This window comes from Elusimicrobiales bacterium, from assembly GCA_041651175.1.
In the GTDB taxonomy this organism is placed as follows: Bacteria; Elusimicrobiota; Elusimicrobia; order Elusimicrobiales; family Elusimicrobiaceae; genus JAQTYB01.
The window spans coordinates 320920-346100 of sequence record JBAZJT010000001.1 but is presented as its reverse complement, the minus strand read 5'-3'; the positions used below and the strand labels follow the sequence as shown (position 1 = coordinate 346100).

The following is a 25181-nucleotide window of genomic DNA, read 5'->3' as shown; positions in this document are numbered from 1 at the left end:
TGTTTGACGCTCATCATCCCCTCCCTCCTGTCCGAAATTAGCATTTTCCCAGACAGGGTAACTTTTGGGTTCGGGAGGGTCAAAATTCACTGCAACTTCCGGGTCAAATTTGCCTGCAACTTTACACGCAGACCCCGACGCATTGGCGGAGGCGGTAAGCAAGGCGCTCAAAACCTTGAGCGAATCTAAAACCGATGGAGGAAAACAAATGGAAACACAGACGGAAAAACCGTCCGGCAACGAGCCGGATATCAACGCATCGCTGGGCGAGTTGCGCAAGACGCTGGAGGTGCGGCTGGACGATTGCCTCACCCGCGACAAGGCCGAGAAGCTGATTGAAGACGTGGTAAAGCGGCTTCATCCCGCGCCGTCGGGCCGGATGGTCCCGCCTTCCAGCCCGGAAGAGGTGATGGAGCGCGCGGAGTCGTTCAAAACCTCGCCGCGCAACACGGCTGAAAAACCGTGGACGTCGGAGTACGGCAAGAAATTCGGCAGCATGCGCAATTTCCTGCTGGCGGCGAAAGAGCGGCATTCGATGCTGACTGACATCAAAGCCGTCATGACGGAAGGCGCGCCCGCGACGGGCGGCTACCTCGTGCCGACCGAGTTTTCATACGAGGTCATCCGGCTGCTTAAGGACGCTTCGCCGATAATGCAACTGGCGAACATTCTGCCGATGTCGACGTGGAAACGGCAGTTACCGCGCCAGTTGACGAGCGTATCCGTCGGCTGGGTAACCGAGGGCGGGACGAAGCCGACCACGAATCCGACGTTCGGCCAGCTGGAGCAAATCGCAAAGGTGATGGCGGCGGTCATCAAATGCACCGACGAGCTGTTGCGCGATACCGCCATCAACCTGACTGCGTTCCTGTCGGAGCTGATAAGCGAGGCGATGGCGCTGGAAATCGAACGCGTCGCGTTGCTGGGCGACACATCGGCGGGCGACCCGTTCACGGGCGTCATCAAAGCGTCGGGCGTGAATGTCGTCAGCATGGGCGGCGCATCGGTCAGCTTTGACGATATCGCGGAGCTGATATTCTCGATGAACGCGGCGAACTCGCTGGGCGCGACGATTGCCATCAGCCGGACCGGTCTCAAAAAGCTGATGAAGCTCAAGGATAATCAGAACCAGTATATCTGGCAGCCTCCGACGGGCAATATCCCGGCGACAATCTGGAACGTGCCGTATGTGATATGCCCGACCATCCCGGCGAACCTCGGAACGGGCGCGGATTGCACCGTCGCGGTCTACGGAAGATTCAACCGTGCGTTGCTGGTATCGCCGCGCGAGGGGCTGGCGGTGAAAGTGTCGCAGGACGCTTACGACGCGGGCGATAATTCAAACGCGTTCATGCAGGACCAGACGTGGCTGCGTTTTACGCAGGCGTTGTCGGTGGACGTCGCGCAAGGCTCGGCGTTCAGCTACCTGCTGTTCAAATAAGGAGGAATTATGGAAACGAAACTCTACAAAGTGAAAAAGCCGTTCGGCGGCTACATGGAGGGCGCGGTAATCCAGCTCACCGACGCCGACGCGGAGCGGCACAAGGAATATCTTGAACCGTTGAACAAGAAAGCCCCGGTCGGGAGCGCGAAATAAATGGCCGGAACGCTGCTGATAGCCGCGCCAGCCGCCGAGCCGGTAACGCTCGCCGAGCAGAAATCGCATTCGCGGGTTGAGTTTGCCGATGAGGATGTTCTTATCGGCGGGCTGATAAAAACCGCCCGCGAATGCGTTGAAATGCTCACGAACCGCAAACTCATCACGCAGCGTTGGCGGGTTTACCTCGACGAATTGCCGCCGGACGGGATAATAACATTGCCATTTGCGCCAGTCTCGGCGGTTGAGTTCGTCCGCTTCTGGGACGCGAATGCCGTCGGGACGGTGTTGAGCGCGACGACTTATTACGCCGATGTTATGGGCGAACCGGCGCGGATATTGCCAAAGGACAACTGGCAAATCCCGTCGGCGGAGTTCCGGCGGGCCAACGGGATAGAAGTCGGCTTCGGCTGCGGTTACGGCGCGGCAGGGACGAATGTGCCGGAGTCCTTGCGTCAGGCGGTGCGGTTTCTGGCGGCGCACTGGTACGAGAACCGCATCGCCGTCAGCGACGCCGCCAATGTGCGCTTCGAGGAGTTGCCGATGGGCGTGCAGTACCTGCTCGCGCCATATCGGCTATGGGGGCGCGCATTATGAACCCCGGCAAGCTGAACAGGCGGGTAACCTTGCAGCGGCAGACCATAACCCGCGATGCCGTCGGGCAAGCGAAGCCGGTGTGGACTGATGTTGTGACGGTGTGGGCGGCGGTATTGCCTTTGCGCGGGCGGGAGTATTTTGAATCCGCCCGTGTGAACAGCGAAATCACTGTGTGCGTCATCATTCGGTATCGCACTGATGTGAAACCGAGTTGGCGTGTGGTTTCCGGCGGGAATGGTTATGACATCGTGGAAATAATCAATCCCGCCGACGGGAAACAGGAATTGCAGCTTATGTGCAAACGGGTGGCGTAATTATGGGCGACATAACCGTAATCCAACTGGACGGTATCCCGGAGCTTGAGCTGGCGTTGAAAAACATACGCGGGCCGGAGCTGCGACGCGCCACCGTGCGCGCCGTCAAAAAGGGCGCGGAGGTTATAAGGGCGCAAGCTGCGGCGAACGCGCCGTATGACGCTGGCGTAAACAACCTGTTCACCGAGGGCAAACCGGAAACCGCCGAACACCTCAAGGATAATATCGGCGTAACCATTAGCACGGACCCGCTGAAAGGCGAAGTCCGGGCAAGAATCGGGCTGCACTGGACGGTGTGGTATGGCAGGCTCGTCGAGTTCGGCCACGCGCTGGCTGTGCGGTCGCATAAATCCGGCAAGCGGTGGTTCTACAAGGTTGTGGGCCGGGTTGAGGCCAAGCCGTTCATGCGTCCGGCGTTTGACTCGAAAAAAGAGGAAGCGATACAGGCTTGCGACGCGGAATATCGCCGACTGGTGGCGAAATACGGAGGAGCGTCCGATGAGCGTTGAGCAAACACTCTATGACTTGCTCCGGCAGGACACCGGCGTATCGGCAATTGCCGGAGACAGACTCTATCCGGTCCGGCTGCCCGACGAGGTTATGTTGCCCGCGATGGTTTACGCAAAAGTGTCGTGCATCAGATACGCCTCGCATGGCGGGCCGTCAAAGCTGGCGTCCTCGCGGTTCCAACTGGACTGTTACTCGGCGGATTATCTTGAGGCAAAGCGGCTGGCGTTGGCGGCAGTGTCGGCGTTGCACGGCAAGAAAGGCGGCGATATACAGGCCGCCTTCAACGAGAACGAAACGGACGGATTCAGCGCGGACGACGGCGTATTTCGCGTCACTGCTGACGTCCTGATATGGCACAAGGAGGATTGATATGAGCGAAGCGATAAGCGGTTTCGGCACGAAACTGAAAATGGGCGATGGCGCAAGCCCTGAGGTGTTTAGCGACATAGCCGCCGTGTCAAAAGTGGGCGGGCCGGGCGTCTCGCTGGACACGATAGACGTGACCGCCGATGATTCGCCGGGAGGGTACAAGGAATACGCCGCCGGGCTGCTCGACGCGGGCGAAATAAAACTGGAACTGAACTTCCTGCCCGCCAACGCGAGCCAGACGGGACTGCTGACCGCGCTGACAAGCCGCGCGGCAAAGCACTTCAAGCTGGTGTTCCCGGACACGGCGAACACGACATGGAGCTTTTCGGCTTTCGTCACGAACTTCGAGCCGGACGCGCCGGTAGACGGCAAACTGGCGGCGAGCGTGACGTTGAAAATCACAGGCCAGCCGACGCTGGCGTAACGGAGGATATATGTTGCTCAACAAAGACCAAATCAAAACCGTCCCGGACATTGAGACGCTGGACGTGGAAGTCCCCGAATGGGGCGGCACGGTCCGGCTGAAAAGCCTCACCGGCGCGGAGCGCGACCGGTTTGAAGCGGGCGTCGTGCAAGGCCAAGGCAAGAGCGCGACGGTGAACATGCAGAACCTGCGCGCGAAGCTGGTGGCGCAGTCCGTCATCGGCGAGGACGGCAAGCCGTTGTTCACGGAAGCGGACGCGAACTGGCTCGGCGAGAAATCGGCGAAAGCGTTGAACCGGCTGTTCAACGCGGCGCAGCAACTTTCGGGGCTTAGCGAAAGCGACGTCAAGGAGCTTGCCGGAAATTTCACCGCCGCCCGGAGCGAAAGTTCTATTTCCGGTTAGCGCTCGCTCTGGGCATGACGGTGGGCGAGTTGTTGAACCGCATCAGTTCGCGCGAATTGACCGAATGGCAGGCGTATTACGGCATCGAGCCGTTCGGCGAGGAACGAGCGGACTTGCGGGCGGGCATAATCGCGGCGACTGGCGCAAACGTGTTTCGCGGCAAAGGCGTGAAGCCGTACAAACCGCAGGACTTCATGCCGAAGTTCGGCGGTGAAACGCAAGACTGGCGGCAGATGTTGGCGAAAGTGCGGGTAATCAACGCGGCATTAGGCGGAAAATATGGCGACAATCGGCAACCTGATAGTGAACCTGACGGCGCGGACAGCCAGCTTTGAGGAAGGCCTCGCCAAAGCTGAAAAGACGCTCGCCCGCACGGGGCGGCGGTTCACCGCGCTCGGCAAGGAAATCACTTACGGGCTGTCGCTGCCGTTCGCCGGTGCCGCGTTGTCCGCCGTAAAATTCGCCACCCAGTTCGACGAAAGCCTAGACAAAATTGTGGCGATTATCGGCGTGAGCCGCGAACAGGTGGATGCATGGCGCGGCGACCTACTGACACTTGCTTCGCAAACCGGCAGAGGGCCGAAAGAACTGGCTGACGCGCTGTATTTCGTGGCACAGTCGGGATTACGCGGCGCGGACGCACTGGAGGCGTTGAAAGCATCGGCAATGGCGTCGGCGGCGGGGATGGGCGACATCAAAATCGTCGCCGACGCTTTAACTTCCGCTCTAAACGCCTACGGTCCGGCGAATTTGAGCGCAGCGACGGCGGCTGGCGTGCTGGTCGCCACAGTCCGCAACGGGAAAATGCAACTGGACGAACTTGCGCCGGTTATCTGGAAGCTGCTGCCGGTATCGGCGCAGTTGGGCGTGTCTTTCGGCGAAGTATCAGGTGCGGTGGCGGCGATGTCGCGGTTGGGCATGGGCGCAAGGCAGACTGTCGCGGCGTTGCGCGGTGTGTTCCTGACTTTGCTGAAACCGACGCAGCAAATGCGCGACGGACTTGCGCTTGTCGGGCTTTCGGCGGAAGGGTTGCGCGCGGAACTGCGGGAACGCGGTTTGCTGGCGGTTTTGCAGACGCTGAAAGCGCACTTCGGCGAGAACGAAATCGCGCTGGCGCGGGTGTTCCCGGAAGCGGAGGGTTTCATCGGACTTCTGAACCTCATCGGCAAGAACGGCGAGGTCGCGCGGGCGGTCATCGCCGATGTGGCGAAGGCGACGGGGCAGGACCTAAAAAATGCCTTCAATATCGCCGACAAAGACGCGAGCCAACAGTTTGCCAAAGCTCTGGCGACATTGCAGGTCGCGTTAATCCAACTCGGCGGCATCGCGTTACCGGCGGTCGTAAAGCTGACGCAGATGTTGACCTCGGCGGCGCAAAAAGCGGCGGCGTTTATAGGCGGGCTGGACGCTGGTACGCGCAACTGGCTGATAACTGTGGCAATGATTATCGCAGCTTTAGGTCCGGCTATCTGGGGTTTGGGATTGTTCGTGTCGGCGGTAAGTGGCCTTGCGCCGGTGTTGGGTTGGATTGTCGCGGCGGCGAAGCTGGTCGCCTCGGCGTTGGGCGCGCTCGCCGGGCCGGTGGGTTTGATTGCAGTCGCGTTAATCGCCGTCGGGCTAATCATTATCGACAAATGGTCGTCCATCGTCAGAACATGGGACAGCCTGATGCAGACATTCCGCGAAGTATGCCGGGGTTACATGGACGATGTGCTGATTATCGCCGATTTCTTTGTTCGGTTTTTCAGCGACAAATTCCAAGCCCTGAAGGATTATTTCAAGAACTGGGTCCGCGATTTTATGACGGTGGCCGAGTATCTGCGCTTGAACGGCGCGGTCGCGGCTATCCGGCGGTTCGTGGACGATACCGCCGAAGCGTTGGGCAATTCGCAAATCAGCCAATCACTTAAAGGTGTGGCGAACGATGTAAAGAAATGGGGCAGCATAATCGGCGAAACTGCGTTGAACACCGGCAAGGATATCGCCGAAAGCGTGGCGAATGGTTACAGCAAGGCGCAGGATTTTGTCGGCGGCAAACTGGCGGCGGTGAAAAGCGTGTTTTCCGGCGGGGTAGCCGCGCCGACACTGAACATGCCCGCCGCGCCTCAAATCCCGAATATCGCCCCGGACGCTGCGCAAGACGCCTCGGCGTTCAGCGTCGCGTGGACGAGCGCGCTGCGCGAGACAGCCGCCGCCGGTATCAACTGGAAAACCGAAATGCTCGGCATGATGTCGAGCTTCGAGGGTTCGTTCGCGGGCGGGTTCTGGAAGGCGTTGGACACCGCACGCGGCGTGTTCGGCGCGATTAAAAATCTGGCCGACAATCTTTTTCAGTCAATATTGAAAGCGTTTGAGGAGCTTATCGCAAAGCTTGCCGCCAAGATGGCGCTGTACGGGATACTGAACCTGTTCACCGGCGGCGCGTTCGGCGGGCTGACCGGCGGACTGGGCAAGTTTCTGGGTTTTGCCGAGGGCGGGTTGGTCCCCGGCATGAAAGGCCAGCCGGTTCCGGCCATCGTTCACGGCGGGGAATATGTATTGAGCTTGCGCGAGATGGCGGCGATGGGTTCGGTCAGCACCGGCGCGGTCGCAATGGCGGGCGGCGGAACCATGAGCGTTTCTGTGAACGCGCCCATAACAATCAACGGCGGCATGGGTTCGCAAACGGATGTGCGCGCGGTATGCGAGCAAATCACGACCGCCATCAAGCAGGGCGTTTCGTGGGGTGTTGAGAACGCCAAAGCTGCCTATAAAATCGGCGCGAAGCACGACGGGGAGGCTATGTGAACGCGATAAAAGTCTACGACCCCGCGCATTTGGATGCGGAATTGCTCACGCTGCATGCGCAATCCACGTTCAAACGCAAGGACGCCGCCAAATGCGGCAATATCCGCATGTCCGACGGCAGCCTCGTCGCGTGGAAGGAATGGCAGAAGGTTGAAGGAACGCTGTCGCTTCGCAATGTTACGCAGTCCGACCGGGACGCGCTTTTATCGGCGATTGCAACCCACGACTTCCTGACTTTCGCCTTTTTCGCCGATTACGACCCGACGCAGATTTACGAGTTCCTCATAGCCGAGCCGCCGACGGAAACCTTTGACCGAAAAACGCGCCGCTACGAGATAGAACTATCCCTAAAGGAACGCTGATTATGAAAACGCTTGATACCGCGTCGCTGGATGCGTTCAACTCGCCGAAGCCGAAGTATTTCAAGCGAGTATTACTTTACCGCCGGTGCTGGACCGGCGCGGCATTTGTCTATGACGACGCCATTGACCTCACGCCGGATGTCGCGGAGGTCGGCAAAATCCAAATCAAGCTGGACACGGAGGAATACAACAAATGGACATACGGCAATTGCGCCGTAACCGTCCGCAACGACCGGGGTCAGTGGCTTGAGGGCAATCCGGACGGCTATTTCCCCGACGGGTATTATGTGTTCAACTCCAAAATCGCGCTTATCGCGGGCGTGGTCCGGTCCGACGGTACGCCGGACCCGCAGTATATTTACACGGGCTATCTGACCGACGACAACACCGAATACCCCGAACAGAAAACCATGCAGCTGAATTTGCTTGGCCGGATGTCGGTGTTCGCCCAGTTCAGCGCGGCACTCGTCGGCGCTGGGGCAACCAACGAACTGATTGGTTCCAATTCGGGGTTGGATTTCAGCACGGGGCATAACGCGACGGGCATAATCGCCGAAGTGCGCAAAGGTTTGACCGCCGCCGGGCCGGAGAACGCCGCCGTCCTGATGGCCGACAAGGATTATTCCGTCGCTAACCTCAACGAGCATGATGCGCCCGCCCAGATAACGGTTAAAATCGCGCTGAACGCCGGTCAAAGCCTGTGGTGCAGCTATACCTACTGGCATCTGGACAGGAAAATTGAATGGATTGTCTCGCAAATCTGCGCGCTGTGCGGCGTTGACGGCGCGGACATCAGCCCGGCGTTGTTCGCAAATTCCGTAGAGACCACATTTTCGCAACTGGATGAGGCGGGGTTTTCGTCCGGCGAGTATTCAAACACGTTGTGGGATTCCTATTACTTGGGAATCCGGCTTTACTGGAACACCTCCGGCCATTACCCGTCGCTGACCGGCTCGTACACCAGTCCTGTAATAGACGGTACTGCCGATTTGGCAAACTGGGGTAAACTGACGGCTTCGCATTTTGAACTTGGCACCGCCGTGGCTGCATTTTATTACCGCGATTCCGCCGACGGGGCGAATTGGAACGGCTGGACGGCAATTGCGCCCGGTTCTGTCATTCCGTCGCTGTTGCGGTATATACAACTGCGCTGGGTTGTGACGGTAACCAACGACTACGCATGGCAGAACTACGCGTTGCTGAAAGGTTGGCAGGTGGACTATTACACCTCGGCTGTCACAATCCCTGTCGTCAACATGACCGGTCTGACCTGCGAGGACGCGCTGGCGGCGCTGGCCCGGATGTGCAGCTATGAAATCGGCTTCACCGGCGATGACGGCTTTGTTTTCAGGCCGCGCGCCGATTCGCTGTCGCCGGTTTACACGCTGGACAATTCAAACGTGGCCGCGCTGGAGAGCGTCGCAAGCGGCGCGGCGAGGGTTTACAACCGGGTCAATGTAACATTCGGTGGCTATAACATCGTCGTTGATTCCAAAACGCAAAGCGAACCGAGGCCGGACAACATAGACCAGATGGGCGTCCGGGAGTACGCGATAGCAAGCGGCAATTTCCTGCCCGCGGCGAATGTTGATTTGGCCCGCGCCATCGCGCCGACGGTGTATGGCTATGTCAAAGGCCGGCGGCGGCGCGCGTTGGCGAGGACGCGGTTTTTCCTGCACCTTGAGCTGGGCGACAAGGTCTTATTGAAAATCATCCCGCGCGATTTTATAACGGCGTGGAAATGGGCCGACAACTCGGTGCGCTACGGCCAAACGAAGCAGGTTGTCTATTACAACGAAAGCTGGCTGGCCGTGAGATTGCCGTTCTATAACGCTAATTTCCGGGTAGAGGGCATCGAACTTGACGCGGAGAACTGGGCCACCGCATTCAACCTGACGGAGGCGCTCTGATGGCGTTACCGCACAACATAAAAAACGGCGATACCCCGGACGCGGATATCCTGATGGCAAATTTCAACTATCTGGACGTCGGCGGCATCGCGTTCAAGTCGGGGACGTATGAGGAACTGAAGGGTTACGCCGCCGCGAATCCGGCGAAGTGTTTCGACTGCTGGGCGGCGGATTTGAAGCAACGGATGTTTTACTGCGGCGACCCGACGCAGGGCGACGGCGGGTTTATCGTCCTCGGCGGCGCGGCAACTTCAACAGAGGAGGTTGGTTAATCATGAAACGAATAGTCTGGCTGCTGATATTTCTGGCGGGACCGGCGCAGGCGCAGTATTACGGCGTAACCGTGTCCACACCGACGGGCAAAGCGACGATGACGCTCGTCGGACAGGAACTTCTGTACCCGTCCGTAGGCGGCGCGACGTCAATCATCCTGCAAGGCAATGGCGGGCGGATAACCGCAAACGGCATCACGCTCAAGTCTTCGGCGACCGTGCAGGGGCCGATAGCTGCACGAAGCGGCGCGTTCACGGGCACGTTGAATGCGGGCAGCGTGTCGGCGACTTACGGCGTAGCGGCGGCGACGGGGGCGTTTTCCGGCGCGGTGAACGCCGCCGTCGTCAATGTCGCCACCAACACAGGCGCGGGTATCATAAACACCTACAACGGCGACGTCGCAATCGGCGGGGATTTGAACATAGCCTACAGCCCCAACACGGCGGTCATGGCGCATACGGACGGCGCGGAGGGCGCGACGGCTATCCCCGATTCGGTCTCGCCCGCGACATTCACCATCGTCAACGCGGCGTATCTGACGCAGACCAACAAAAAGTTCGGCTCCGCGTCGCTTTACATGACGCATTGGAACGACGGCGCGCATATATCGTCTATGCCGCAAATCAGCTCGCAGACATTCACGATAGACTTCTGGGTTTACACCGTCGGCTGTCCGGCATGGCAGGCCGCGCGGGCGTTTATCGTGCTGAACCCGAACTGGACGACGACCGGCGGGCTGGATATGTATAACGCCGCATCAGTGAACGCATTGGCCATGTCGCACACCAACTACAACGGCAACGATTACCTGATGATTTCCGGCCCCGGCTGCGCAGGCATAGCCTCCTATATCGTCTGGGGGACATATAACGGCGGCTGGCATCACGTCGCGCTTGTCCGGGCGACTTACGCGGGCGGAATCAACCTGTATGTCGACGGGGTTTCAAAGCTGGTCAATATCTGCACGGGCGCGAATTTGGATGTCAGCGCGGGCGCATATATTGGCGCAAAGCAGACCCGCGCGACGGATAGCTCCACGACCGCCAGCGCGGTCTACATGGACGAGTTGCGCATAGACATCGGCGCGGCAAGGTGGACGTCAAACTTCTCGCCGCCGAACGCGGCGTATTATCAGGGCGCGGATTTGGGACGGCTCATCATCGGCAGCCCCGCCGTCCCCAACGCAAGATTGCATATAAACAACAACGGCGCGGGCCGGGCTGTGCAGGTGGATGCGCCCGGCGACATCGCGCTAAACGCCGGAGGCGTCCTCGTCGGCAACAGCCAGTACGCCCCCAACGCCGTGCTGGACGTACGGCCCAACGGGACATTCCCGTACTTGCTTGTCGTTTCAACTGATACAGCAGGAACCGCCCCCGCCGTATCAGTATCCAACGCCGGACGAACGGCGTTTGCAAACACCATAACCGAAGCCTACGGAATCGCCGCCGCGACGGGCGCATTCACCGGCGCGGTAACGGCAGCCAGCTTCACCGGAGCGGGCGGCGCACTGACCAGTCTGAATGCCGCCAACCTCGCCAGCGGCACGGTCGCGGACGCGCGGTTAAGCGCGAATGTGCCGCTGCTCAACGCCAATCAAACCTTCACCGGCGTAAACACGTTCACAAAAACCATCACGGAAACCTACGGCATCAGCGCGTCAACGATAGCCATCACCGGGACGGGGGTGTTCGGCGGCGCGACATTCTACGGCGCAAAAACGCATGCCCAGTTGCAGGGGTTGGCTTGCGCCGCATTGCCGTGCATGGCGATAGCGACGGATGCGCCGTATGAGGTGTTCCTTGCGACGGGAACAGCCGCCGGTCAATGGCAAGGCCAAACCAGCGGAGGAGGGCCGTGATATGAGCAAACTCGATGAAATACTTGAACGATTGGCCCGCATAGAGGCCAAACAGGACGCGCATCTTGCCGGTTACGCGCAGGACAAGGCCGCCAACGACGGGCGAGTATCGCGGCTTGAGCATACGGTAAACGGCAACGGGCAGGTCGGCCTCGCCGAGGAAATGCGGGCGGTGAAGACCAGAATTTCATGGCTCGTAGGCGGCATCACGCTGGCCGTGAACGCCATATTCCAACTGGGGCTTAAATGGAGCGGCAAATGAACGACTTCAACCTGACGGAGCATTTCACGTTCTTTGAGCTGACGCGCACGGACAAAGCCGAGTTTCAGGAATTGAACCGTCGGAAAGGGTCTTGCTATACCGCCGACCTTACCGGCCTGTGCCGCCTGATTCTTGAGCCTGTGCGGACGCATTACGACAAGCCGGTGATTATCCATTCCGGTTTCCGGTGCTACGAATTGAACGCCGCCATCGGCGGCAGCGCGTCAAGCCAGCATACGCTGGGCCAAGCGGCGGATTTTGAGGTGAAAGGCGTGAGCATAGACGACGCGTTCAACTGGCTGTGGAAAACATCCGGCATCCCGTTCGGCCAGCTTATTGACGAGCAGCGCGGCGGCTCACGATGGATTCACGCCAGCACCGGCAGTAAACGCGAGGTGTTGGCATTCAAGGACAGCGTATATGTCCGGCTGGTTTGAGGTGAAAAAGAAGGCAAAAAAATGGGCCCCGAGTTTCAATCCTTCTGGGAGCGGGGCCGTCTCCATATATAGTCTATCACAAGAAACGGACGGCGACAAGTCTGAAAGTTATATTCAAAGCAAAAAACAGGAGGCAACAATGGACTACGAAGCGAAGGCAAAGGAATTGCTGGACGGGCTGGGTGCGGTGAAGGACAAAATCAAGGCCGTGAAAAGCCTCAAGGATGCGGCGGAAACCATTCCGGACGTCGTGAAACTGGTCGAAGGCGTCGGGCAGGACGAGGGCCTGAAAGGCTCGGACAAGAAGACGCTGGCGGTCGCCGTCCTCAACGCGCTGATAGATATCCCGTTCCTGCCGGAAAGCATAGAAGGAATGCTCATCGGCTGGGTGATAGACGCGGTTGTATCCGCGCTCAACAAGCTGGTCGGAAAAGACTGGCTGGGCAAAATCCTGCCCGCGAGCGCGTGAACGCAAAGCCCGCCCGGTTTATGGGGCCGGGCGGGCCGACACTTTGCGGAATAATTTATGCGATTACACTTTCCCCTGAACGACCTTGACGCGCTTGTTCTCGTCCTTGACGACGCGCCAGCCTTTGCGGGTATACGTCACCATGCGGGCGCGCACGTTGGCTTCAACATCTTTGCCTTGCGCGGCGTTACCGGCTTTATTCCGCACTTCAATGGCGATGTCGCCCACGGTATGTCCGCCGCTGAGCAGGAACGGGTCTATGATGGACGCCAGCGATACGCCGTGCGGCGGCTTGGCGGCAGTTGCGCCGATGTCGTTTCCTCCGTCGGTGTTTTTCTGTTCCGGCGCGGTCACAACCTTTGCGGCTTTGCCGGTTTGCGCGGCATTGTCCTTTTGCCCGGCTTTGGGATTATGCGCCTTGCCGTCGGCGCAATTCACCGGCTTCAGTTCGTAATCCGGCCCGCACCGGAACACGATTCCGCTGGCCAGCGTCATCACTATTTTGCCGTCCTTGTGGCCGGTCATCGTCGCCGCCGTGCCTTTTTGCGTCAGGTATTTATGTCCGACTTTCGCGTCGCGCGCTTTCATAATGTCGCCTCCCGTTTTGGAATTTTGCTTCCCGTCACCACTGAAGGTACAGCTCATTCGCGCAGAAATCAAGGCTTTCCTTCGCCTGTTTTTCAGACGGGAAACAGCGTCAGAAAGGCCTTGATGTTCGGCGGAAGTCCTTGTACCCTTCAGGTGAGGAGGATGATATGAAAACGACGACGGCAACGACGGGCAGACAGGCGAAATACCACGTGACAGTGGTCTCGACGGTGTTAGACGGCACGGAATTCCGCTGCACGATACGCCGCAGAATAGGTGTGTTCGGCACAATAGACGGAGCACGGGCATTCGCCGAGGCGCAAGCCCGCCGCCCCGAAGTCCGCAACGCCAAAAGCCGCATCCGGTTTATAATCCGGCACAACGGAAAAACAGTCGCGCAGATAAAAGTACAGGAGGCAATATGACCGGCAAAACGCTGAAATCGCGCTACCTGAGCCTCAGGCAAAACGGCTCGGAGATGTACGTGGAAGACGTCGCCCTGACCGGCATGACCGAAGACTATATCCCCGTCGCACTCCAAAAGCTGGAGATAGTCCGCAAAACCCTGCCGAAGGCGAAATGGAGCATCACCATAGAGGAGCAATTCATAGACGGCAACTGGCGGAACAGCAAACGCTATTACACCGTCCGCGACGCCGAAACCGGCAAAATCACAAACGCGGAATTTTAACGGAGACGCTATGAAAATCCGATTATCCGTAGATGTGGAAATCAGAATGGGCCAAGGCCCCGAAACCGGCATAAGCCTCGTCGGCTACATGCCCGACGGCACGACATACGCCGAGCTGGTCCGCGTATTCGGCAAGCCCCGCCCGTTCGCATTTCCCAGCGGCAAAAGCAAGATTGAATGGGTCGGCAAAATCAACGGCTTGGAGTTCGCCATCTACGACTACAAATCCACCCTCGTCCCGGAAAAGAACATGGACTGGCACATCGGCGGCAAAAGCGAACTGACGGCAAAGCTGCTGGCCGCATATTTCAAGGCGGCGAAGTAGCAAACGGAGCATCTATGAAAGCGGCGTTATACGCAAGAGTGTCTTCGCAAGGGCAGGCGGACAAGGACCTGTCTATTCCGGCCCAGCTGAAGGCTTTGCGCGAATACGCTCTGAAAAAAGGATGGCCTGTGGCGACGGAATATGTGGACGAAGCCGAATCAGCCCGCACTGCCGACCGGCCTAAATTTCAGGAAATGATTTATTCCGCGAAATTGACCAACAAACCGTTTGATGTGATTCTGGTCTGGAAATTCTCGCGGTTCGCGCGAAACCGCGAGGACTCTATTCTTTACAAGAAATTGCTGCGCAAACATGGCGTGGATGTCATTTCAATCAACGAGCCGATAGACGACAGCCCGTCCGGCCATCTGATGGAAGCCATGCTGGAAGCGGTGGACGAATTTTATTCGCTCAACCTGTCCAGCGACACCATTCGCGGCATGAAAGAGAACGCCGCGCGCGGATTCCGCAACGGCGGCCCCGCGCCGTTTGGATACTCAAAAGCAAAACTCATCGTCAACGGGAATGAAAAAGTTAAGCTGGCCGTTGACCCCATTGAATCCATTCTGGTAAAGCGTATTTTTGATATGTGCCTGCGCGGCTACGGCCTCAAAGAAATGGTTCGCAGGCTTAACGCCGAAGGACTGCGCACCCGCTCCGGACGGACTTGGAGCATCACGGTGCTTTATTATGTGCTGACAAACGAAACCTATACCGGCAACACCTTGTTCAACATTCACACCAAGGTTGATGGCCGCTATGTGAAAAACAAGCCGGAGAAGATTCTCCGCATTCAGAACACGCATCCGGCCATCATCGAAAAAGAGACCTATGAACGAACAAGAGCGTTATTGCGGGAGCGCGCGCCCAAATGCATGCATCCGCGCGAAGCCGCGAGCGAATATCTGCTAAGCAGCATGGTTTTCTGCAAACATTGCGGGGCGAAGATGATAGGCGTTTCCGCAAAATCCGGGCAATTTTTTTACTACGCCTGCCTGAATTATCTCAAGCGGGGCAAAGAGGTGTGCCGCCATAGTTTTGTGCCTCAAAACAAGCTGGACGCCGCCGTGATAGGCAACCTGCGCAATTGCATAACCGACAAAAGCGTAAAGAAGCTGGTGACGATGGTTAACTCGGAGATAATATCCGCCAAAGGCGGTATCCGCGACCAGATAACGGCTATGGAACTGAAAATGGCGGACGTGAACAAACGACTCCATAAACTTTATTCCGCGCTGGAGACAGGCGAGCTGGAACTGTCCGACCTTGCGCCCAGAATCAAAGACCAGCGCGCTCAACTGGCCGGGTTGGGTGAAACGCTGAGGGCGCTGAAGGAGCGGCAGGAACGCGAAACTATCGTCACCAGCGATGACGAGATTCACAGCTATGTGCGGAATATACAGGATTTCATGTCCGGCTCCAGCTTGGCGGAATCAAAAACTTTTTTACATAGCTGGATAAAGCGAATTGACGTGAATAAGGAGGACGGCACCGCCGAGATACAATGGACAATGCCCACGATACCGGGGGCACCGTGGGCATTGTCACGAGTTCTACCTATGGAAAGAAATGGCGCCCTCAAGGGGATTCGAACCCCTGATCTTTGCCTTGAAAGGGCAATGTCCTGGGCCACTAGACGATGAGGGCTTTGCGCCGCTTTTCAGCAACATCTCATTTTAGCAGATTCCGGGCCTTTCTAAACAGCCCGGCGGATTCGGTTCTTGAGTAATGCGGCGCGAAATTCTAGAATGAAGTTGCCGCCGGATGACGCAGCCCCGCAGGCGGCTGGGAGGCAGCATGATTGAAGACAACACCCCGCTGGCCCTGACTTTTGACGACGTGCTTCTGGTCCCCGCCAAATCAGATTTCCTGCCGCGCGAAACCGACGTGTCCGCGCGGCTCACAGCCAAAATACGGCTCAACATTCCCGTGCTGTCCGCGGCGATGGACACCGTTACCGAGGCGCCGTTCGCAATCGCGCTGGCGCGCGAGGGCGGCATCGGCATAATCCACCGCGCCATGCCGCCGGAGGCGCAGGCAGCGGAAGTTGAGAAGGTCAAAAAGTACGAAAGCGGGGTGCTGATAAATCCCGTTACCATATCGCCGGACAGGACGCTGGGCGCGGCATTTGAACTGATGCGCAGGACGGGGGTTTCGGGTTTTCCCGTTACGGTCAAGGGGAAACTCGTAGGCATAGTAACCAACCGCGACCTGATGTTTGAAACCGATATGTCCAGAAAAATATCCGAGGTGATGCGCAAAAAACCCATCACCGCGCGGCTGGGCGCCACGCCGGAGCAGGCCAAGAAACTGCTGCACCGCCACCGCATAGAAAAGCTGCCCATCGTGGATGAAAAAGGCAACCTGCGCGGCATGTACACCACAAAGGACATAGAGAAAAAACGGCTTTACCCCAGCGCCTGCACCGACGAGCTGGGCCGGCTGCGCGTGGGCGCGGCCTGCGGCGTGGGGCCGGACGGGCTGCTCCGCGCGGAGATGTGCGCCGACGCCGGAGCCGACATCATCGCCATAGACACCGCCCACGGCCACAGCGCCGCCGTGCTGGACGCGGTCAGAAAACTAAAAAAACGGCGCAACGTGCAGGTGCTGGCGGGAAACGTGGCCACCGAAGACGGCGCGCGCGCGCTGATTGACGCGGGCGCCGACGCCGTGAAAGTCGGCATAGGCCCCGGCTCCATCTGCACCACGCGGATAATTTCCGGCGCGGGGATGCCGCAGATAAGCGCCATAGCCGCCGCAGCCAAATGCGGCATCCCGGTCGTGGCCGACGGCGGCATAAAATTCTCCGGCGACATCGCAAAGGCCGTGGCGGCGGGGGCGGACTGCGTGATGCTGGGCAGCTGCTTTGCCGGCGCAGAGGAAACCCCGGGCGAGATAATTTTCTACCAGGGCCGCAGCTACAAGCTCTACCGCGGGATGGGCTCGCTGGGCGCGATGGAGCTTGGCTCCAAGGACCGCTACGGCCAGCAGGGCATAGGCGCCGACAAGCTGGTGCCCGAGGGGATAGAGGGCCGCGTGCCGTTCAAGGGGCCGGCGGCGAAAATAATACATCAACTCGTGGGCGGGCTGCGCTCCGGCATGGGCTATTGCGGCTGCAAAACCATAGACGAGCTGAAGGCGAAAGCGCGCTTTGTGCGCATCACCAACGCCGGGCTGGCGGAAAGCCATGTCCACGACGTTACCATAGTCAAGGAAGCGCCCAATTACCTTGTGGAGCGATAGTTGCCCGAAAGCGACATCATCATCGCGAAAACCGCCGGCTTCTGCCCCGGCGTCAAAAAGGCCATAGACTGCGCGCTGGACCTGGCCCGCGACGCGCGGACGCCGGTGTATACGTTGGGGCCGCTTATCCACAATCCGCAGGTCATAGAAACCCTGGAATCCAAAAACATACGCGCGCTGGCTTCCATTGACGAGGCCGCAGGGCAAACCGGCGTGATTGTAATCCGCGCGCACGGCATAACGCCGCAGGACGAGGCCCGGCTGCGCGCCCTCGCGCCGCGCGTGGTGGACGCCACCTGCCCGCTGGTCAAGCGGGTCCACAACGTGATTTCCAAATACGCGCAGGCGGGATACGACACCGTCATCGTAGGCGACAAGGGCCACGCCGAGGTTACGGGGCTGCTGGGATACGCAAAAGGCCGGGGGCATGTGGTCTCCGGCCCGGACGAGGCGGAGAGGCTGCCCGCTTTTGACAAGGCCAACATCGTCGCCCAGACCACGCAGGAAGAGGAGATTTTTTTCGCGGCGGCGGAGGCCGTAAAAAAGAAATCGCGGGAATGCGTCGTGTCCGACACCATCTGCCAGCCCACGCGCGAGCGGCAGAAAGAGACCAGGGAGCTGGCCCGCAACGCGGACGCCGTCATAATAGTCGGCGGCAGGCAGAGCGCCAACACCGCGCGGCTGGCGCAGTTGTGCCGGCGGCTGTGCGCCAATGTGATAGCCGTGGAGACGGAAGACGAACTGCCCCCCCTGCCCGCCGGGGCGCGGGTGGCGGTAACAGCGGGCGCATCCACCCCCGGCTGGATGATAGAGCGCGTGGCCGAACGCGCCCGCGCGCTGAAAATCAGCGCGGCGCGCCCGTCCGGGCGGCATCTGCGCGGGCTGTGGGGTGTGTTCGTCGGCAGCGGCGCCTACGCGGGGCTTGCGGCGGTATGCCTGGCTTATGTCTGCATGAAGATGGAAGGGGTGCGGGCGGACGCGAGGGCGCTGGCGCTGGCCTGGTCCTTTGTTTTCAGCCTTACCATAATAAACCGCGCGCGGGAGGCCGCCGTCTCCGACCGGGAAAAGCCCCCCGCCTTCCGCCGCCGCCGGCTGCGGGCGGCATCTGCGGGGATTGCCGCCGGAGTCCTGGCGATGGCGCTGGCCTGGCCGATGGGGCCGGCGGTGCTGTTTCCCGTGGTGTTTTTCTGGCTGCTGGGGCTGGCGTATCCGTTCCGGCAGACGCTCAACATAAGGCGGGTGATGGATTTTCCCGGCTCAAAGGATTTTGTAACCGCGCTGGGCTGGGGGTTTGTCTGCGCCTATGTCCCGGCGTTTTACGAGAGGTCGCATTTTTCGGCGGCGGCCTTGCTGGCGGTGGCATACGCGGTGCCGGCGGTGTTTGTGCGTTCCGCCGCGCTGGGGATGAGCGCGGTTCACGGCGATCTGATAGTGGGCAAGGAAAGTTTCTACAAGGCGCATGGCAGGCGGGCGACGCTGCTGCTGATGTTTGCCATGACCGCGGCGATGGCGTTGTGGCTGGGCTGGCTTTCCGCCGCCGGCTGGAGGCGGGAGGCGGCTCTGCCCATGCTTGCGGCCAGCCTGTACACGCTTGCCCTGCTGGCGTTTTATTATACGGGCAGAATACCGGCGGGCGCCCTTTCCGAAACCGCCGTGGAGGCGCAGTTCCTGCTTGCGGCGGCGTTGGCGTTTGCGCGCGGATTTTTTTATTGATACACTGGAATTGGAACCGGAGGTGAATATGTCCGACAATAACGACAAGACGGCCGCGGTCATAACCGCTTTTGCCGTGGGCGCCGTGGTGGGAACGGCCATAGGCATTCTGTTCGCGCCCAAGGCCGGCAAGGAAACGCGCGAGGACCTTGGCGAATGGCTTAACGACAATATGGCCAAGGGCAGGGAAAAACTGCAAAAGATGGGCGAAGAAATAAAGCACCGCAAGGAACAGCTTGCCCAGGCATTGCATGGAAAAGAATCCGCTTAAACCTCGTCAATACGGGACGCGGCGGGCGCGGGGCGCCTGCCGCGTTTTCTTTTGTCCGGGAGGCGCATGAGCGAATGCTTTCTGGAACTTGAGGACGGAACCCGCGCAGCCGGCGAGTCCTTCGGCGCGGAGGCCTCCGCCGCGGGCGAGGCGGTTTTCAACACCGCGCTGACCGGCTATCCCGAAAGTCTCACCGACCCGTCCTACCGTGGCCAGATTCTGGTGCTGACTTATCCGCTGGCGGGCAATTACGGCGTGCCGGATTCCGCCAGGGATGCGCGCGGGCTGCTGGAATTTTTTGAATCGGAAAAAATCCATGTCGCGGGGCTGGTGGTATCCGACTATTCGGCGGCATACAGCCACTGGAACGCCAGAAAAAGCCTCGGACAATGGCTGAAAGAACATAATATCCCCGGCCTCTGCGGCGTTGACACCCGCGCGCTGACAAGGCTCATACGGGAAAAAGGCGCGATGCTTGGCAAACTCGTGTGCGCCGGAGATGTGGCTTTCCGGGACCCCAACAAAGACAATCTGGCCGCCGAGGTCAGCGTGAAAGAGCGCGTTGTCTACGGCAACGGCAGGCGCAAAATCGCGCTTATAGACTGCGGCGTCAAAAACAACATCATCCGCTGCCTGCTGAAATACGACGCGACAGTGATTCGCGTTCCCTGGGACTGGGATGTATCAAAAGAGAATTACGACGGGCTTTTCATCTCCAACGGGCCGGGCGACCCGCGGCAATGCGGCAAAACCATAGAAAATATCGCAAAAGCCCTGCAAAAGGACAAGCCGGTTTTCGGAATCTGCCTGGGCAATCAGCTTATGGCTCTTGCCGCCGGGGCGCAGACCTACAAGCTCAAATACGGGCACCGCAGCCACAACCAGCCCGCGCTTGAAGCCGGCACCAGCAGGGCCTACATCACCTCGCAGAACCACGGCTTCGCGGTGGACGACAAAACCCTGGGCCCGGACTGGAAACCGCTTTTCATCAATCTCAACGACGGGACCAACGAGGGGATTATTCACCGCAAAAAGCCGTTTTTCTCGGCGCAGTTCCACCCGGAGGCCTCAGGCGGGCCTTCGGACACCAAATTCCTTTTTGACAGGTTTATGGAGAAACTGTGAAAAAAGTCCTCGTGCTGGGTTCCGGCGCGCTTAAAATAGGCGAGGCGGGGGAATTTGACTATTCCGGCTCGCAGGCGCTGAAAACGCTCAAAGAGGAAGGCATCGCCTCCGTCCTCATAAACCCCAATATCGCCACGGTGCAGACATCGGAAGACGCGGCGGATAAAATCTATTTCCTGCCGGTAACGCCGCGCTTTGTGGAAGACGTCATAAAAAAAGAAAGGCCGGACGGGGTTTTCGTCTCCTTCGGCGGGCAGACGGCGTTGAATTGCGCTATCGCGCTGCACAAGGCGGGCGTGTTTGAGCGGCACGGCGCGCAGGTGCTGGGAACGCCCATGCAGGCGATACTGGACACCGAGGACCGGGAGCTTTTCGTAAAAAAACTGGATGAAATCGGCGTGAAAACTCCGCGCAGCGCGGCGGTGTCCTCCCAAAAAGAGGCATTGGCCGCCGCCGCGAAGCTGGGCTATCCGGTGATAGTGCGCGCCGGATTTGCGCTGGGCGGGCAGGGGAGCGGCTTCTGCTCCTGCGAGCGGGAGCTGGCCGCGCTGACGGAAAAAAGCCTGGCATATTCCGGCCAGATTTTGATTGAGGAATCGCTTAAAGGCTGGAAGGAAATTGAATACGAAGTCGTCCGCGATAAATACGACAACTGCATAACCGTCTGCAATATGGAGAATTTTGACCCGCTGGGCATTCACACCGGCGAGAGCATAGTGGTCGCCCCCTCGCAGACGCTGACAAACGCGGAATACCATAAATTGCGGGAACTGTCGCTGAAAGTCATCCGGCATATCGGGATAGTGGGCGAATGCAATATCCAGTACGCGGTTGACCCGCGCTCTGAGGATTACCGCGTGATAGAGGTGAACGCGCGGCTCTCCCGCTCCAGCGCGCTGGCCTCAAAAGCCACCGGATACCCGCTGGCGGCGGTGGCGGCGAAGCTGGCTTTGGGTTACGGGCTGCACGAGCTTAAAAATCCGGTTACCGGCACCACCACCGCGTGTTTTGAGCCGGCGCTGGATTATATAGTCTGCAAAATACCGCGCTGGGATTTGGGGAAATTCTCCGGCGTGTCAAAAGAGCTGGGCAGCAGCATGAAAAGCGTGGGCGAGGTGATGGCGATAGGCCGCACCTTTGAAGAAGCCGTGCAGAAGGGGCTGCGCATGATAGGCCAGGGGATGCACGGATTCGTGGCCAACCGCGATTTGAATTTTTCCGAAGTGGAGCGCGAGCTTGCCCGCCCCACCGACATGCGCATTTTCGTGATAGAGGAAGCCTTCAGCCGCGGCTTTTCCGTTGAGCGGATAAACGAGCTTACAAAAATAGACCGCTGGTTTCTGGAAAAACTTAAAAACATCCATTCCGCCGGGGAATCGCTTGAAAAATACGGCTCGCCGGACGAGATTCCGCCCAAAGAGCTGCTGCGCGCCAAGCAGCTCGGTTTTTCAGATTTTCAGCTGGCGCGGCTGACTCTCAAATGCCCGCCGGAGCGCATGGAAGAGGCGCTGCAGCGCGTGCGCGCGCGGCGCAAGGCGCTGGGCATTGTGCCGTATGTGAAACAGATAGACACGTTGGCGGCGGAATATCCGGCGCGCACCAATTATCTCTATCTCACTTACTGCGGGACGAGTCATGACATTGAATTTGAGCGGGACGGGAAATCCGTGATAGTCCTGGGTTCCGGCGCGTACCGCATAGGCAGCAGCGTGGAGTTTGACTGGTGCAGCGTCAACGCGCTGCGCGCCGCCCGGAAAACGGGCTGGCGCGGCGTGATGATAAATTACAATCCCGAAACCGTCAGCACCGATTACGACGAATGCGACCGGCTCTATTTTGACGAGTTGTCGCTGGAGCGGGTGCTGGACATCGTGGAACTGGAATCGCCGCAGGGGGTTATTGTTTCCGTGGGCGGCCAGATCCCCAACAACCTCGCCATGCGGCTGCACGCGCTGGGGGTGAAGATACTGGGAACCTCCGCCCATTCCATAGACGCCGCCGAGGACAGGCACAAATTCTCCGCCATGCTGGACCGGCTGGGCGTTGACCAGCCCCGCTGGAAAGAGGCCAGCAGCCTGGAGGAGATTTATAAATTCGCCGACACCGTGGGGTTTCCCGTGCTGGTGAGGCCGTCTTATGTCCTCTCCGGCGCGGCGATGAACGTGGTGTCCAATAAAAGCGAGCTGGAACATTTCCTGACGCAGGCGGCGAAAGTGTCAAAAAGCCATCCGGTGGTAGTCTCCGAATTCATACAGGAAGCAAAGGAGATAGAGATGGACGCCGTCGCCAAAAACGGCGAAATCATAGCCTACGCCGCCTCGGAGCATCTGGAATTCGCGGGCGTGCATTCGGGCGATGCGACCATAGTCTTCCCGGCCCAGAAAATTTATATAGAGACCGCGCGCCGCATCAAGCGCATTTCCCGCCAGATAGCCAGAGAACTGGACATCTCCGGCCCTTTCAACATGCAGTTTCTGGCAAAAGACAACGATATCAAGGTGATAGAGTGCAATCTGCGCGCATCGCGCAGTTTTCCTTTCGTGTCAAAGGTGCTAAAGAGCAATTTCATAGACCTGGCGGCCAGAATCATGCTGGGGGAGAGTTTTGAAAAGCCGAACAAGTCAATTTTTGACCTGGACCATATCGGCGTGAAAGCGTCGCAGTTTTCCTTTTCGCGGCTGCACATGGCGGACCCGGTGCTGGGAGTGGAAATGGCCTCCACCGGCGAGGTCGGCTGCCTGGGCGACAGTTTGCATGAGGCCGTGCTTAAGGCCATGCTGTCGGTGGGATACGCAATCCCGGCCAAAAACATTCTCATCTCAAGCGGGCCGCCGCGCTCCAAGATAGAGCTGCTGGAAAGCGCGCGGCTGCTGCGGGAAAAAGGATATGCGCTTTTCGGCACAAGGGGCAGCGCGGAATTTTTCAGCGCCAACGGCGTGGAATGCGCCGCGCTGGCCTGGCCCGGCGAAAACGCGAAACCCAATATAATGGATTACCTGCGCGAAAGAAAAATAGATCTGGTCATCAATATCCCCAAAAACCTCTCCCGCGCGGAACTGGAAAACGATTATGTCATCCGCCGCGCGGCGGTGGATTATAACATCCCGCTTATAACCAACGCGAAGCTGGCGGCGGCCTTCATAGCCGCATTTTGCCGGCTGAATCCGGACTCCCTTGCCGTAAAAAGCTGGGGCGAATACAACTCCTAATCAAAGCCGTTCCGCCGGTTTTATGATATAGTGCAGGCACAGCACAGGAGGCTAAATTGAAAACCGCACTTCTGCTGGCCGCGGCGATGTTTGCCAACGCCGGCCCAGCGTCCGCAGAAGGAAACAAATCCCCGGCAAAACAGCTTTCTTCCGCCGCCGGGCCCGTACAGGCGTCTCCGGCTTCGCCGGCGGGAACCAAAGAAACACCCGTCAACCCGCGCTACTGGGCGGTGGTGTCGGCCAAATCGTCGCAGGAGCGCACCCGGATATTCAATCTGGGCATGGACATAGTGGAGGCGGGCAAAGACTCCTCCGCCGGCATAGCAAACGAGGGTACGCTTTCAAAAATAAAAGAGGCCGGTTTTGAAATCATCTCCAGCATCCCGCTGGAAAAATTCAGCGCCTCGTTTACCAAGGATTTTCCGCCGTCGGACCTCAAATACCACAATTTTGACCGGATGCAGTCCGACCTCAAGGCTTATGCGGAGAAGCTCAAGGGCTACTCGTCCATATTCTCCATAGGCAAAAGCGTGCAGGGGCGGGAGATACTGTGCCTGCGGCTCAACAGCTCCGTGTCCGGCGACAAGCCAAGCGGCAAGCCGGGCGCGCTTTTCATAGGCAACCATCACGCGCGGGAGCATCTCAGCGTGGAAATGCCGCTCAAATACGCCGCCTGGCTGGCCGAAAACAAGGACGGCGAGGCCAAAGCCGTTCTTGAAGGGCGCGACATTTACATCGTTCCCATGCTCAACCCCGACGGCGCGGAGTACGACATAGATAAAGGCCAGTACCGCTGGTGGCGTAAGAATCGCGCCAAGACGGGCGGCGACGCCTTCGGCGTGGACCTCAACCGCAACTATGCCGCGCGGTGGGGGCAGGGCGGCTCCTCCTCCAACCCGGGTTCCGACACCTACATGGGAACCGCCGCCTTTTCCGAGCCGGAAACGCAGGCAGTGCGCGATTTTTTCGGAAAGCATTCCAACGTTGCGGTGGCAATCGCGTATCACAGCTACAGCCGGCTGGTGCTGTATCCGCTGGGCAGCACGGATGATGATGTAAGCGACGGTAAAGACCTTAAAATCTTCAAGGCCATAGCCGGCAAGCTGGCCGGCTTCACCGGCTACAAGGCCATGAAAAGCAGCGAACTCTACGTGGCCACCGGCGATATGTGCGACTGGGCTTATGAAAAGCATCATGTTTTCGCCTTTACAATAGAGCTGGACCCAGAGCGTTACAATTACGGCGGTTTCTATCCTGGTCCGGGGATGATAGACCAGTCCGCGGCGGGGAACGTCAAGGCGATGCTCTACATGTCGCAGATAGCCGACAACCCCTCCCAGGCCGAAAAAGCGGGCAGATAACCGCGGGGAAAATGAATTTCGGCTCCCGGCCCGCTGCGCCTGCGGCGGGCCGGAAATTTTTGCCCCCCGGCGAATCCGGC

At 59.0% G+C, this 25181-nt stretch carries 29 protein-coding genes and 1 tRNA gene; 26 read left to right on the top strand and 4 right to left on the bottom strand.

The window, feature by feature from the left end:
- The first annotated feature begins 64 nt into the window (after positions 1 to 64).
- The 17 genes from WC421_01660 (at position 65) to WC421_01580 (ending at position 12575) form a co-directional block, all read left to right on the top strand.
- Positions 65 to 1441: a phage major capsid protein gene (locus WC421_01660; protein ID MFA5160926.1), complete on the top strand. Its 1377-nt coding sequence runs from the start codon at positions 65 to 67 to the stop codon at positions 1439 to 1441.
- Between the two features lie 9 nt (positions 1442 to 1450).
- Positions 1451 to 1597 carry a hypothetical protein gene (locus WC421_01655; GenBank protein MFA5160925.1) on the top strand — a complete coding sequence of 49 codons (147 nt, stop codon included), beginning with the start codon at positions 1451 to 1453 and terminating at the stop codon, positions 1595 to 1597.
- On the top strand, positions 1598 to 2194 hold the full coding sequence (locus WC421_01650; GenBank protein ID MFA5160924.1) for a head-tail connector protein: 597 nt from the start codon (positions 1598 to 1600) through the stop codon (positions 2192 to 2194). It abuts the gene before it with no gap.
- Positions 2191 to 2508, top strand: coding sequence for a phage head closure protein (locus WC421_01645; protein ID MFA5160923.1), 318 nt, complete (start codon positions 2191 to 2193; stop codon positions 2506 to 2508). The genes WC421_01650 and WC421_01645 overlap by 4 nt, the downstream gene beginning before the upstream one ends.
- 2 nt (positions 2509 to 2510) lie before the next feature.
- Positions 2511 to 3017 (top strand): HK97-gp10 family putative phage morphogenesis protein, encoded by a 507-nt coding sequence (locus tag WC421_01640; GenBank protein MFA5160922.1) that lies wholly within the window; start codon positions 2511 to 2513, stop codon positions 3015 to 3017.
- On the top strand, positions 3007 to 3387 hold the full coding sequence (locus WC421_01635) for a DUF3168 domain-containing protein (protein ID MFA5160921.1): 381 nt from the start codon (positions 3007 to 3009) through the stop codon (positions 3385 to 3387). Before WC421_01640 ends, WC421_01635 begins: the two co-directional genes overlap by 11 nt.
- A 1-nt stretch (position 3388) precedes the next feature.
- Positions 3389 to 3811, top strand: a complete 423-nt coding sequence (locus WC421_01630; GenBank protein MFA5160920.1) for a phage tail tube protein — start codon at positions 3389 to 3391, stop codon at positions 3809 to 3811.
- Positions 3812 to 3821: 10 nt separating this feature from the next.
- Positions 3822 to 4214, top strand: coding sequence for a hypothetical protein (locus WC421_01625; protein MFA5160919.1), 393 nt, complete (start codon positions 3822 to 3824; stop codon positions 4212 to 4214).
- 14 nt (positions 4215 to 4228) lie between these two features.
- Complete coding sequence (locus WC421_01620) at positions 4229 to 4549, top strand: DUF4035 domain-containing protein (protein ID MFA5160918.1); 321 nt, start codon at positions 4229 to 4231, stop codon at positions 4547 to 4549.
- The gene (locus tag WC421_01615; protein ID MFA5160917.1) at positions 4494 to 7001 is read left to right on the top strand and encodes a phage tail tape measure protein; all 2508 of its coding nucleotides are present in this window, start codon (positions 4494 to 4496) and stop codon (positions 6999 to 7001) included. Before WC421_01620 ends, WC421_01615 begins: the two co-directional genes overlap by 56 nt.
- Entirely contained in the window at positions 6998 to 7363 is a 366-nt protein-coding gene (locus tag WC421_01610) for a hypothetical protein (protein MFA5160916.1), read from the top strand. The genes WC421_01615 and WC421_01610 overlap by 4 nt, the downstream gene beginning before the upstream one ends.
- A gap of 2 nt (positions 7364 to 7365) precedes the next feature.
- Complete coding sequence (locus WC421_01605; protein MFA5160915.1) at positions 7366 to 9273, top strand: hypothetical protein; 1908 nt, start codon at positions 7366 to 7368, stop codon at positions 9271 to 9273.
- Entirely contained in the window at positions 9273 to 9545 is a 273-nt protein-coding gene (locus WC421_01600) for a hypothetical protein (protein ID MFA5160914.1), read from the top strand. The genes WC421_01605 and WC421_01600 overlap by 1 nt, the downstream gene beginning before the upstream one ends.
- Positions 9546 to 9547: 2 nt before the next feature.
- Complete coding sequence (locus WC421_01595; GenBank protein MFA5160913.1) at positions 9548 to 11407, top strand: hypothetical protein; 1860 nt, start codon at positions 9548 to 9550, stop codon at positions 11405 to 11407.
- Between the two features lies 1 nt (position 11408).
- Positions 11409 to 11669, top strand: a complete 261-nt coding sequence (locus WC421_01590) for a hypothetical protein (protein ID MFA5160912.1) — start codon at positions 11409 to 11411, stop codon at positions 11667 to 11669.
- Positions 11666 to 12106: a D-Ala-D-Ala carboxypeptidase family metallohydrolase gene (locus WC421_01585; GenBank protein MFA5160911.1), complete on the top strand. Its 441-nt coding sequence runs from the start codon at positions 11666 to 11668 to the stop codon at positions 12104 to 12106. Before WC421_01590 ends, WC421_01585 begins: the two co-directional genes overlap by 4 nt.
- Before the next feature lie 139 nt (positions 12107 to 12245).
- On the top strand, positions 12246 to 12575 hold the full coding sequence (locus tag WC421_01580; GenBank protein MFA5160910.1) for a hypothetical protein: 330 nt from the start codon (positions 12246 to 12248) through the stop codon (positions 12573 to 12575).
- A gap of 63 nt (positions 12576 to 12638) precedes the next feature.
- On the opposite strand, the gene WC421_01575 is transcribed toward WC421_01580, so the two are convergent.
- A complete protein-coding gene (locus WC421_01575; protein MFA5160909.1) occupies positions 12639 to 13163 on the bottom strand; it encodes a hypothetical protein in 525 nt (174 codons plus the stop codon).
- Positions 13164 to 13330: 167 nt separating this feature from the next.
- On the opposite strand from WC421_01575, the gene WC421_01570 reads away from it, so the two are divergent.
- Genes WC421_01570 through WC421_01560 form a run of 3 tightly spaced genes read left to right on the top strand, consistent with a single transcriptional unit; the run spans position 13331 to position 14179 of the window.
- Entirely contained in the window at positions 13331 to 13588 is a 258-nt protein-coding gene (locus WC421_01570; protein ID MFA5160908.1) for a hypothetical protein, read from the top strand.
- A complete protein-coding gene (locus WC421_01565) occupies positions 13585 to 13854 on the top strand; it encodes a hypothetical protein (protein MFA5160907.1) in 270 nt (89 codons plus the stop codon). The genes WC421_01570 and WC421_01565 overlap by 4 nt, the downstream gene beginning before the upstream one ends.
- A 10-nt stretch (positions 13855 to 13864) precedes the next feature.
- Positions 13865 to 14179 carry a hypothetical protein gene (locus WC421_01560; protein ID MFA5160906.1) on the top strand — a complete coding sequence of 105 codons (315 nt, stop codon included), beginning with the start codon at positions 13865 to 13867 and terminating at the stop codon, positions 14177 to 14179.
- A 497-nt stretch (positions 14180 to 14676) separates the two neighbouring features.
- Here the strand turns inward: WC421_01560 and WC421_01555 are convergent, their stop codons facing one another.
- From WC421_01555 to WC421_01545, 3 genes are all read right to left on the bottom strand, one after another.
- Positions 14677 to 14985, bottom strand: coding sequence for a hypothetical protein (locus tag WC421_01555; GenBank protein ID MFA5160905.1), 309 nt, complete (start codon positions 14983 to 14985; stop codon positions 14677 to 14679).
- A 102-nt stretch (positions 14986 to 15087) separates the two neighbouring features.
- The gene (locus tag WC421_01550; GenBank protein ID MFA5160904.1) at positions 15088 to 15561 is read right to left on the bottom strand and encodes a hypothetical protein; all 474 of its coding nucleotides are present in this window, start codon (positions 15559 to 15561) and stop codon (positions 15088 to 15090) included.
- Between the two features lie 188 nt (positions 15562 to 15749).
- A tRNA-Glu gene (locus tag WC421_01545) sits at positions 15750 to 15826 on the bottom strand.
- Positions 15827 to 15976: 150 nt separating this feature from the next.
- On the opposite strand from WC421_01545, the gene guaB reads away from it, so the two are divergent.
- The 6 genes from guaB to WC421_01515 all read left to right on the top strand — a co-directional run bounded on the left by guaB (position 15977) and on the right by WC421_01515 (position 25101).
- Positions 15977 to 17422: an IMP dehydrogenase gene (gene guaB / locus WC421_01540; GenBank protein ID MFA5160903.1), complete on the top strand. Its 1446-nt coding sequence runs from the start codon at positions 15977 to 15979 to the stop codon at positions 17420 to 17422.
- A complete protein-coding gene (gene ispH / locus WC421_01535; GenBank protein MFA5160902.1) occupies positions 17423 to 19135 on the top strand; it encodes a 4-hydroxy-3-methylbut-2-enyl diphosphate reductase in 1713 nt (570 codons plus the stop codon).
- 28 nt (positions 19136 to 19163) lie between these two features.
- On the top strand, positions 19164 to 19406 hold the full coding sequence (locus tag WC421_01530) for a YtxH domain-containing protein (protein MFA5160901.1): 243 nt from the start codon (positions 19164 to 19166) through the stop codon (positions 19404 to 19406).
- A 66-nt stretch (positions 19407 to 19472) separates the two neighbouring features.
- Positions 19473 to 20531: a glutamine-hydrolyzing carbamoyl-phosphate synthase small subunit gene (carA, locus tag WC421_01525; GenBank protein MFA5160900.1), complete on the top strand. Its 1059-nt coding sequence runs from the start codon at positions 19473 to 19475 to the stop codon at positions 20529 to 20531.
- Positions 20528 to 23740 carry a carbamoyl-phosphate synthase (glutamine-hydrolyzing) large subunit gene (gene carB, locus WC421_01520; GenBank protein MFA5160899.1) on the top strand — a complete coding sequence of 1071 codons (3213 nt, stop codon included), beginning with the start codon at positions 20528 to 20530 and terminating at the stop codon, positions 23738 to 23740. The genes carA and carB overlap by 4 nt, the downstream gene beginning before the upstream one ends.
- A gap of 56 nt (positions 23741 to 23796) precedes the next feature.
- Positions 23797 to 25101, top strand: coding sequence for a M14 family metallopeptidase (locus WC421_01515; protein MFA5160898.1), 1305 nt, complete (start codon positions 23797 to 23799; stop codon positions 25099 to 25101).
- Positions 25102 to 25181 lie beyond the last annotated feature (80 nt).

Coding starts and splice junctions, on each gene's coding strand:
- WC421_01655 (MFA5160925.1), top strand. CDS start 1,451: ATGGAAACGAAACTCTACAAAGTGAAAAAGCCGTTCGGCGGCTACATG.
- WC421_01650 (MFA5160924.1), top strand. CDS start 1,598: ATGGCCGGAACGCTGCTGATAGCCGCGCCAGCCGCCGAGCCGGTAACG.
- WC421_01645 (MFA5160923.1), top strand. CDS start 2,191: ATGAACCCCGGCAAGCTGAACAGGCGGGTAACCTTGCAGCGGCAGACC.
- WC421_01640 (MFA5160922.1), top strand. CDS start 2,511: ATGGGCGACATAACCGTAATCCAACTGGACGGTATCCCGGAGCTTGAG.
- WC421_01635 (MFA5160921.1), top strand. CDS start 3,007: ATGAGCGTTGAGCAAACACTCTATGACTTGCTCCGGCAGGACACCGGC.
- WC421_01630 (MFA5160920.1), top strand. CDS start 3,389: ATGAGCGAAGCGATAAGCGGTTTCGGCACGAAACTGAAAATGGGCGAT.
- WC421_01625 (MFA5160919.1), top strand. CDS start 3,822: ATGTTGCTCAACAAAGACCAAATCAAAACCGTCCCGGACATTGAGACG.
- WC421_01620 (MFA5160918.1), top strand. CDS start 4,229: ATGACGGTGGGCGAGTTGTTGAACCGCATCAGTTCGCGCGAATTGACC.
- WC421_01615 (MFA5160917.1), top strand. CDS start 4,494: ATGGCGACAATCGGCAACCTGATAGTGAACCTGACGGCGCGGACAGCC.
- WC421_01605 (MFA5160915.1), top strand. CDS start 7,366: ATGAAAACGCTTGATACCGCGTCGCTGGATGCGTTCAACTCGCCGAAG.
- WC421_01600 (MFA5160914.1), top strand. CDS start 9,273: ATGGCGTTACCGCACAACATAAAAAACGGCGATACCCCGGACGCGGAT.
- WC421_01595 (MFA5160913.1), top strand. CDS start 9,548: ATGAAACGAATAGTCTGGCTGCTGATATTTCTGGCGGGACCGGCGCAG.
- WC421_01590 (MFA5160912.1), top strand. CDS start 11,409: ATGAGCAAACTCGATGAAATACTTGAACGATTGGCCCGCATAGAGGCC.
- WC421_01585 (MFA5160911.1), top strand. CDS start 11,666: ATGAACGACTTCAACCTGACGGAGCATTTCACGTTCTTTGAGCTGACG.
- WC421_01580 (MFA5160910.1), top strand. CDS start 12,246: ATGGACTACGAAGCGAAGGCAAAGGAATTGCTGGACGGGCTGGGTGCG.
- WC421_01575 (MFA5160909.1), bottom strand. CDS start 13,163: ATGAAAGCGCGCGACGCGAAAGTCGGACATAAATACCTGACGCAAAAA.
- WC421_01570 (MFA5160908.1), top strand. CDS start 13,331: ATGAAAACGACGACGGCAACGACGGGCAGACAGGCGAAATACCACGTG.
- WC421_01565 (MFA5160907.1), top strand. CDS start 13,585: ATGACCGGCAAAACGCTGAAATCGCGCTACCTGAGCCTCAGGCAAAAC.
- WC421_01560 (MFA5160906.1), top strand. CDS start 13,865: ATGAAAATCCGATTATCCGTAGATGTGGAAATCAGAATGGGCCAAGGC.
- WC421_01555 (MFA5160905.1), bottom strand. CDS start 14,985: ATGCGTGTTCTGAATGCGGAGAATCTTCTCCGGCTTGTTTTTCACATA.
- guaB (MFA5160903.1), top strand. CDS start 15,977: ATGATTGAAGACAACACCCCGCTGGCCCTGACTTTTGACGACGTGCTT.
- WC421_01530 (MFA5160901.1), top strand. CDS start 19,164: ATGTCCGACAATAACGACAAGACGGCCGCGGTCATAACCGCTTTTGCC.
- carA (MFA5160900.1), top strand. CDS start 19,473: ATGAGCGAATGCTTTCTGGAACTTGAGGACGGAACCCGCGCAGCCGGC.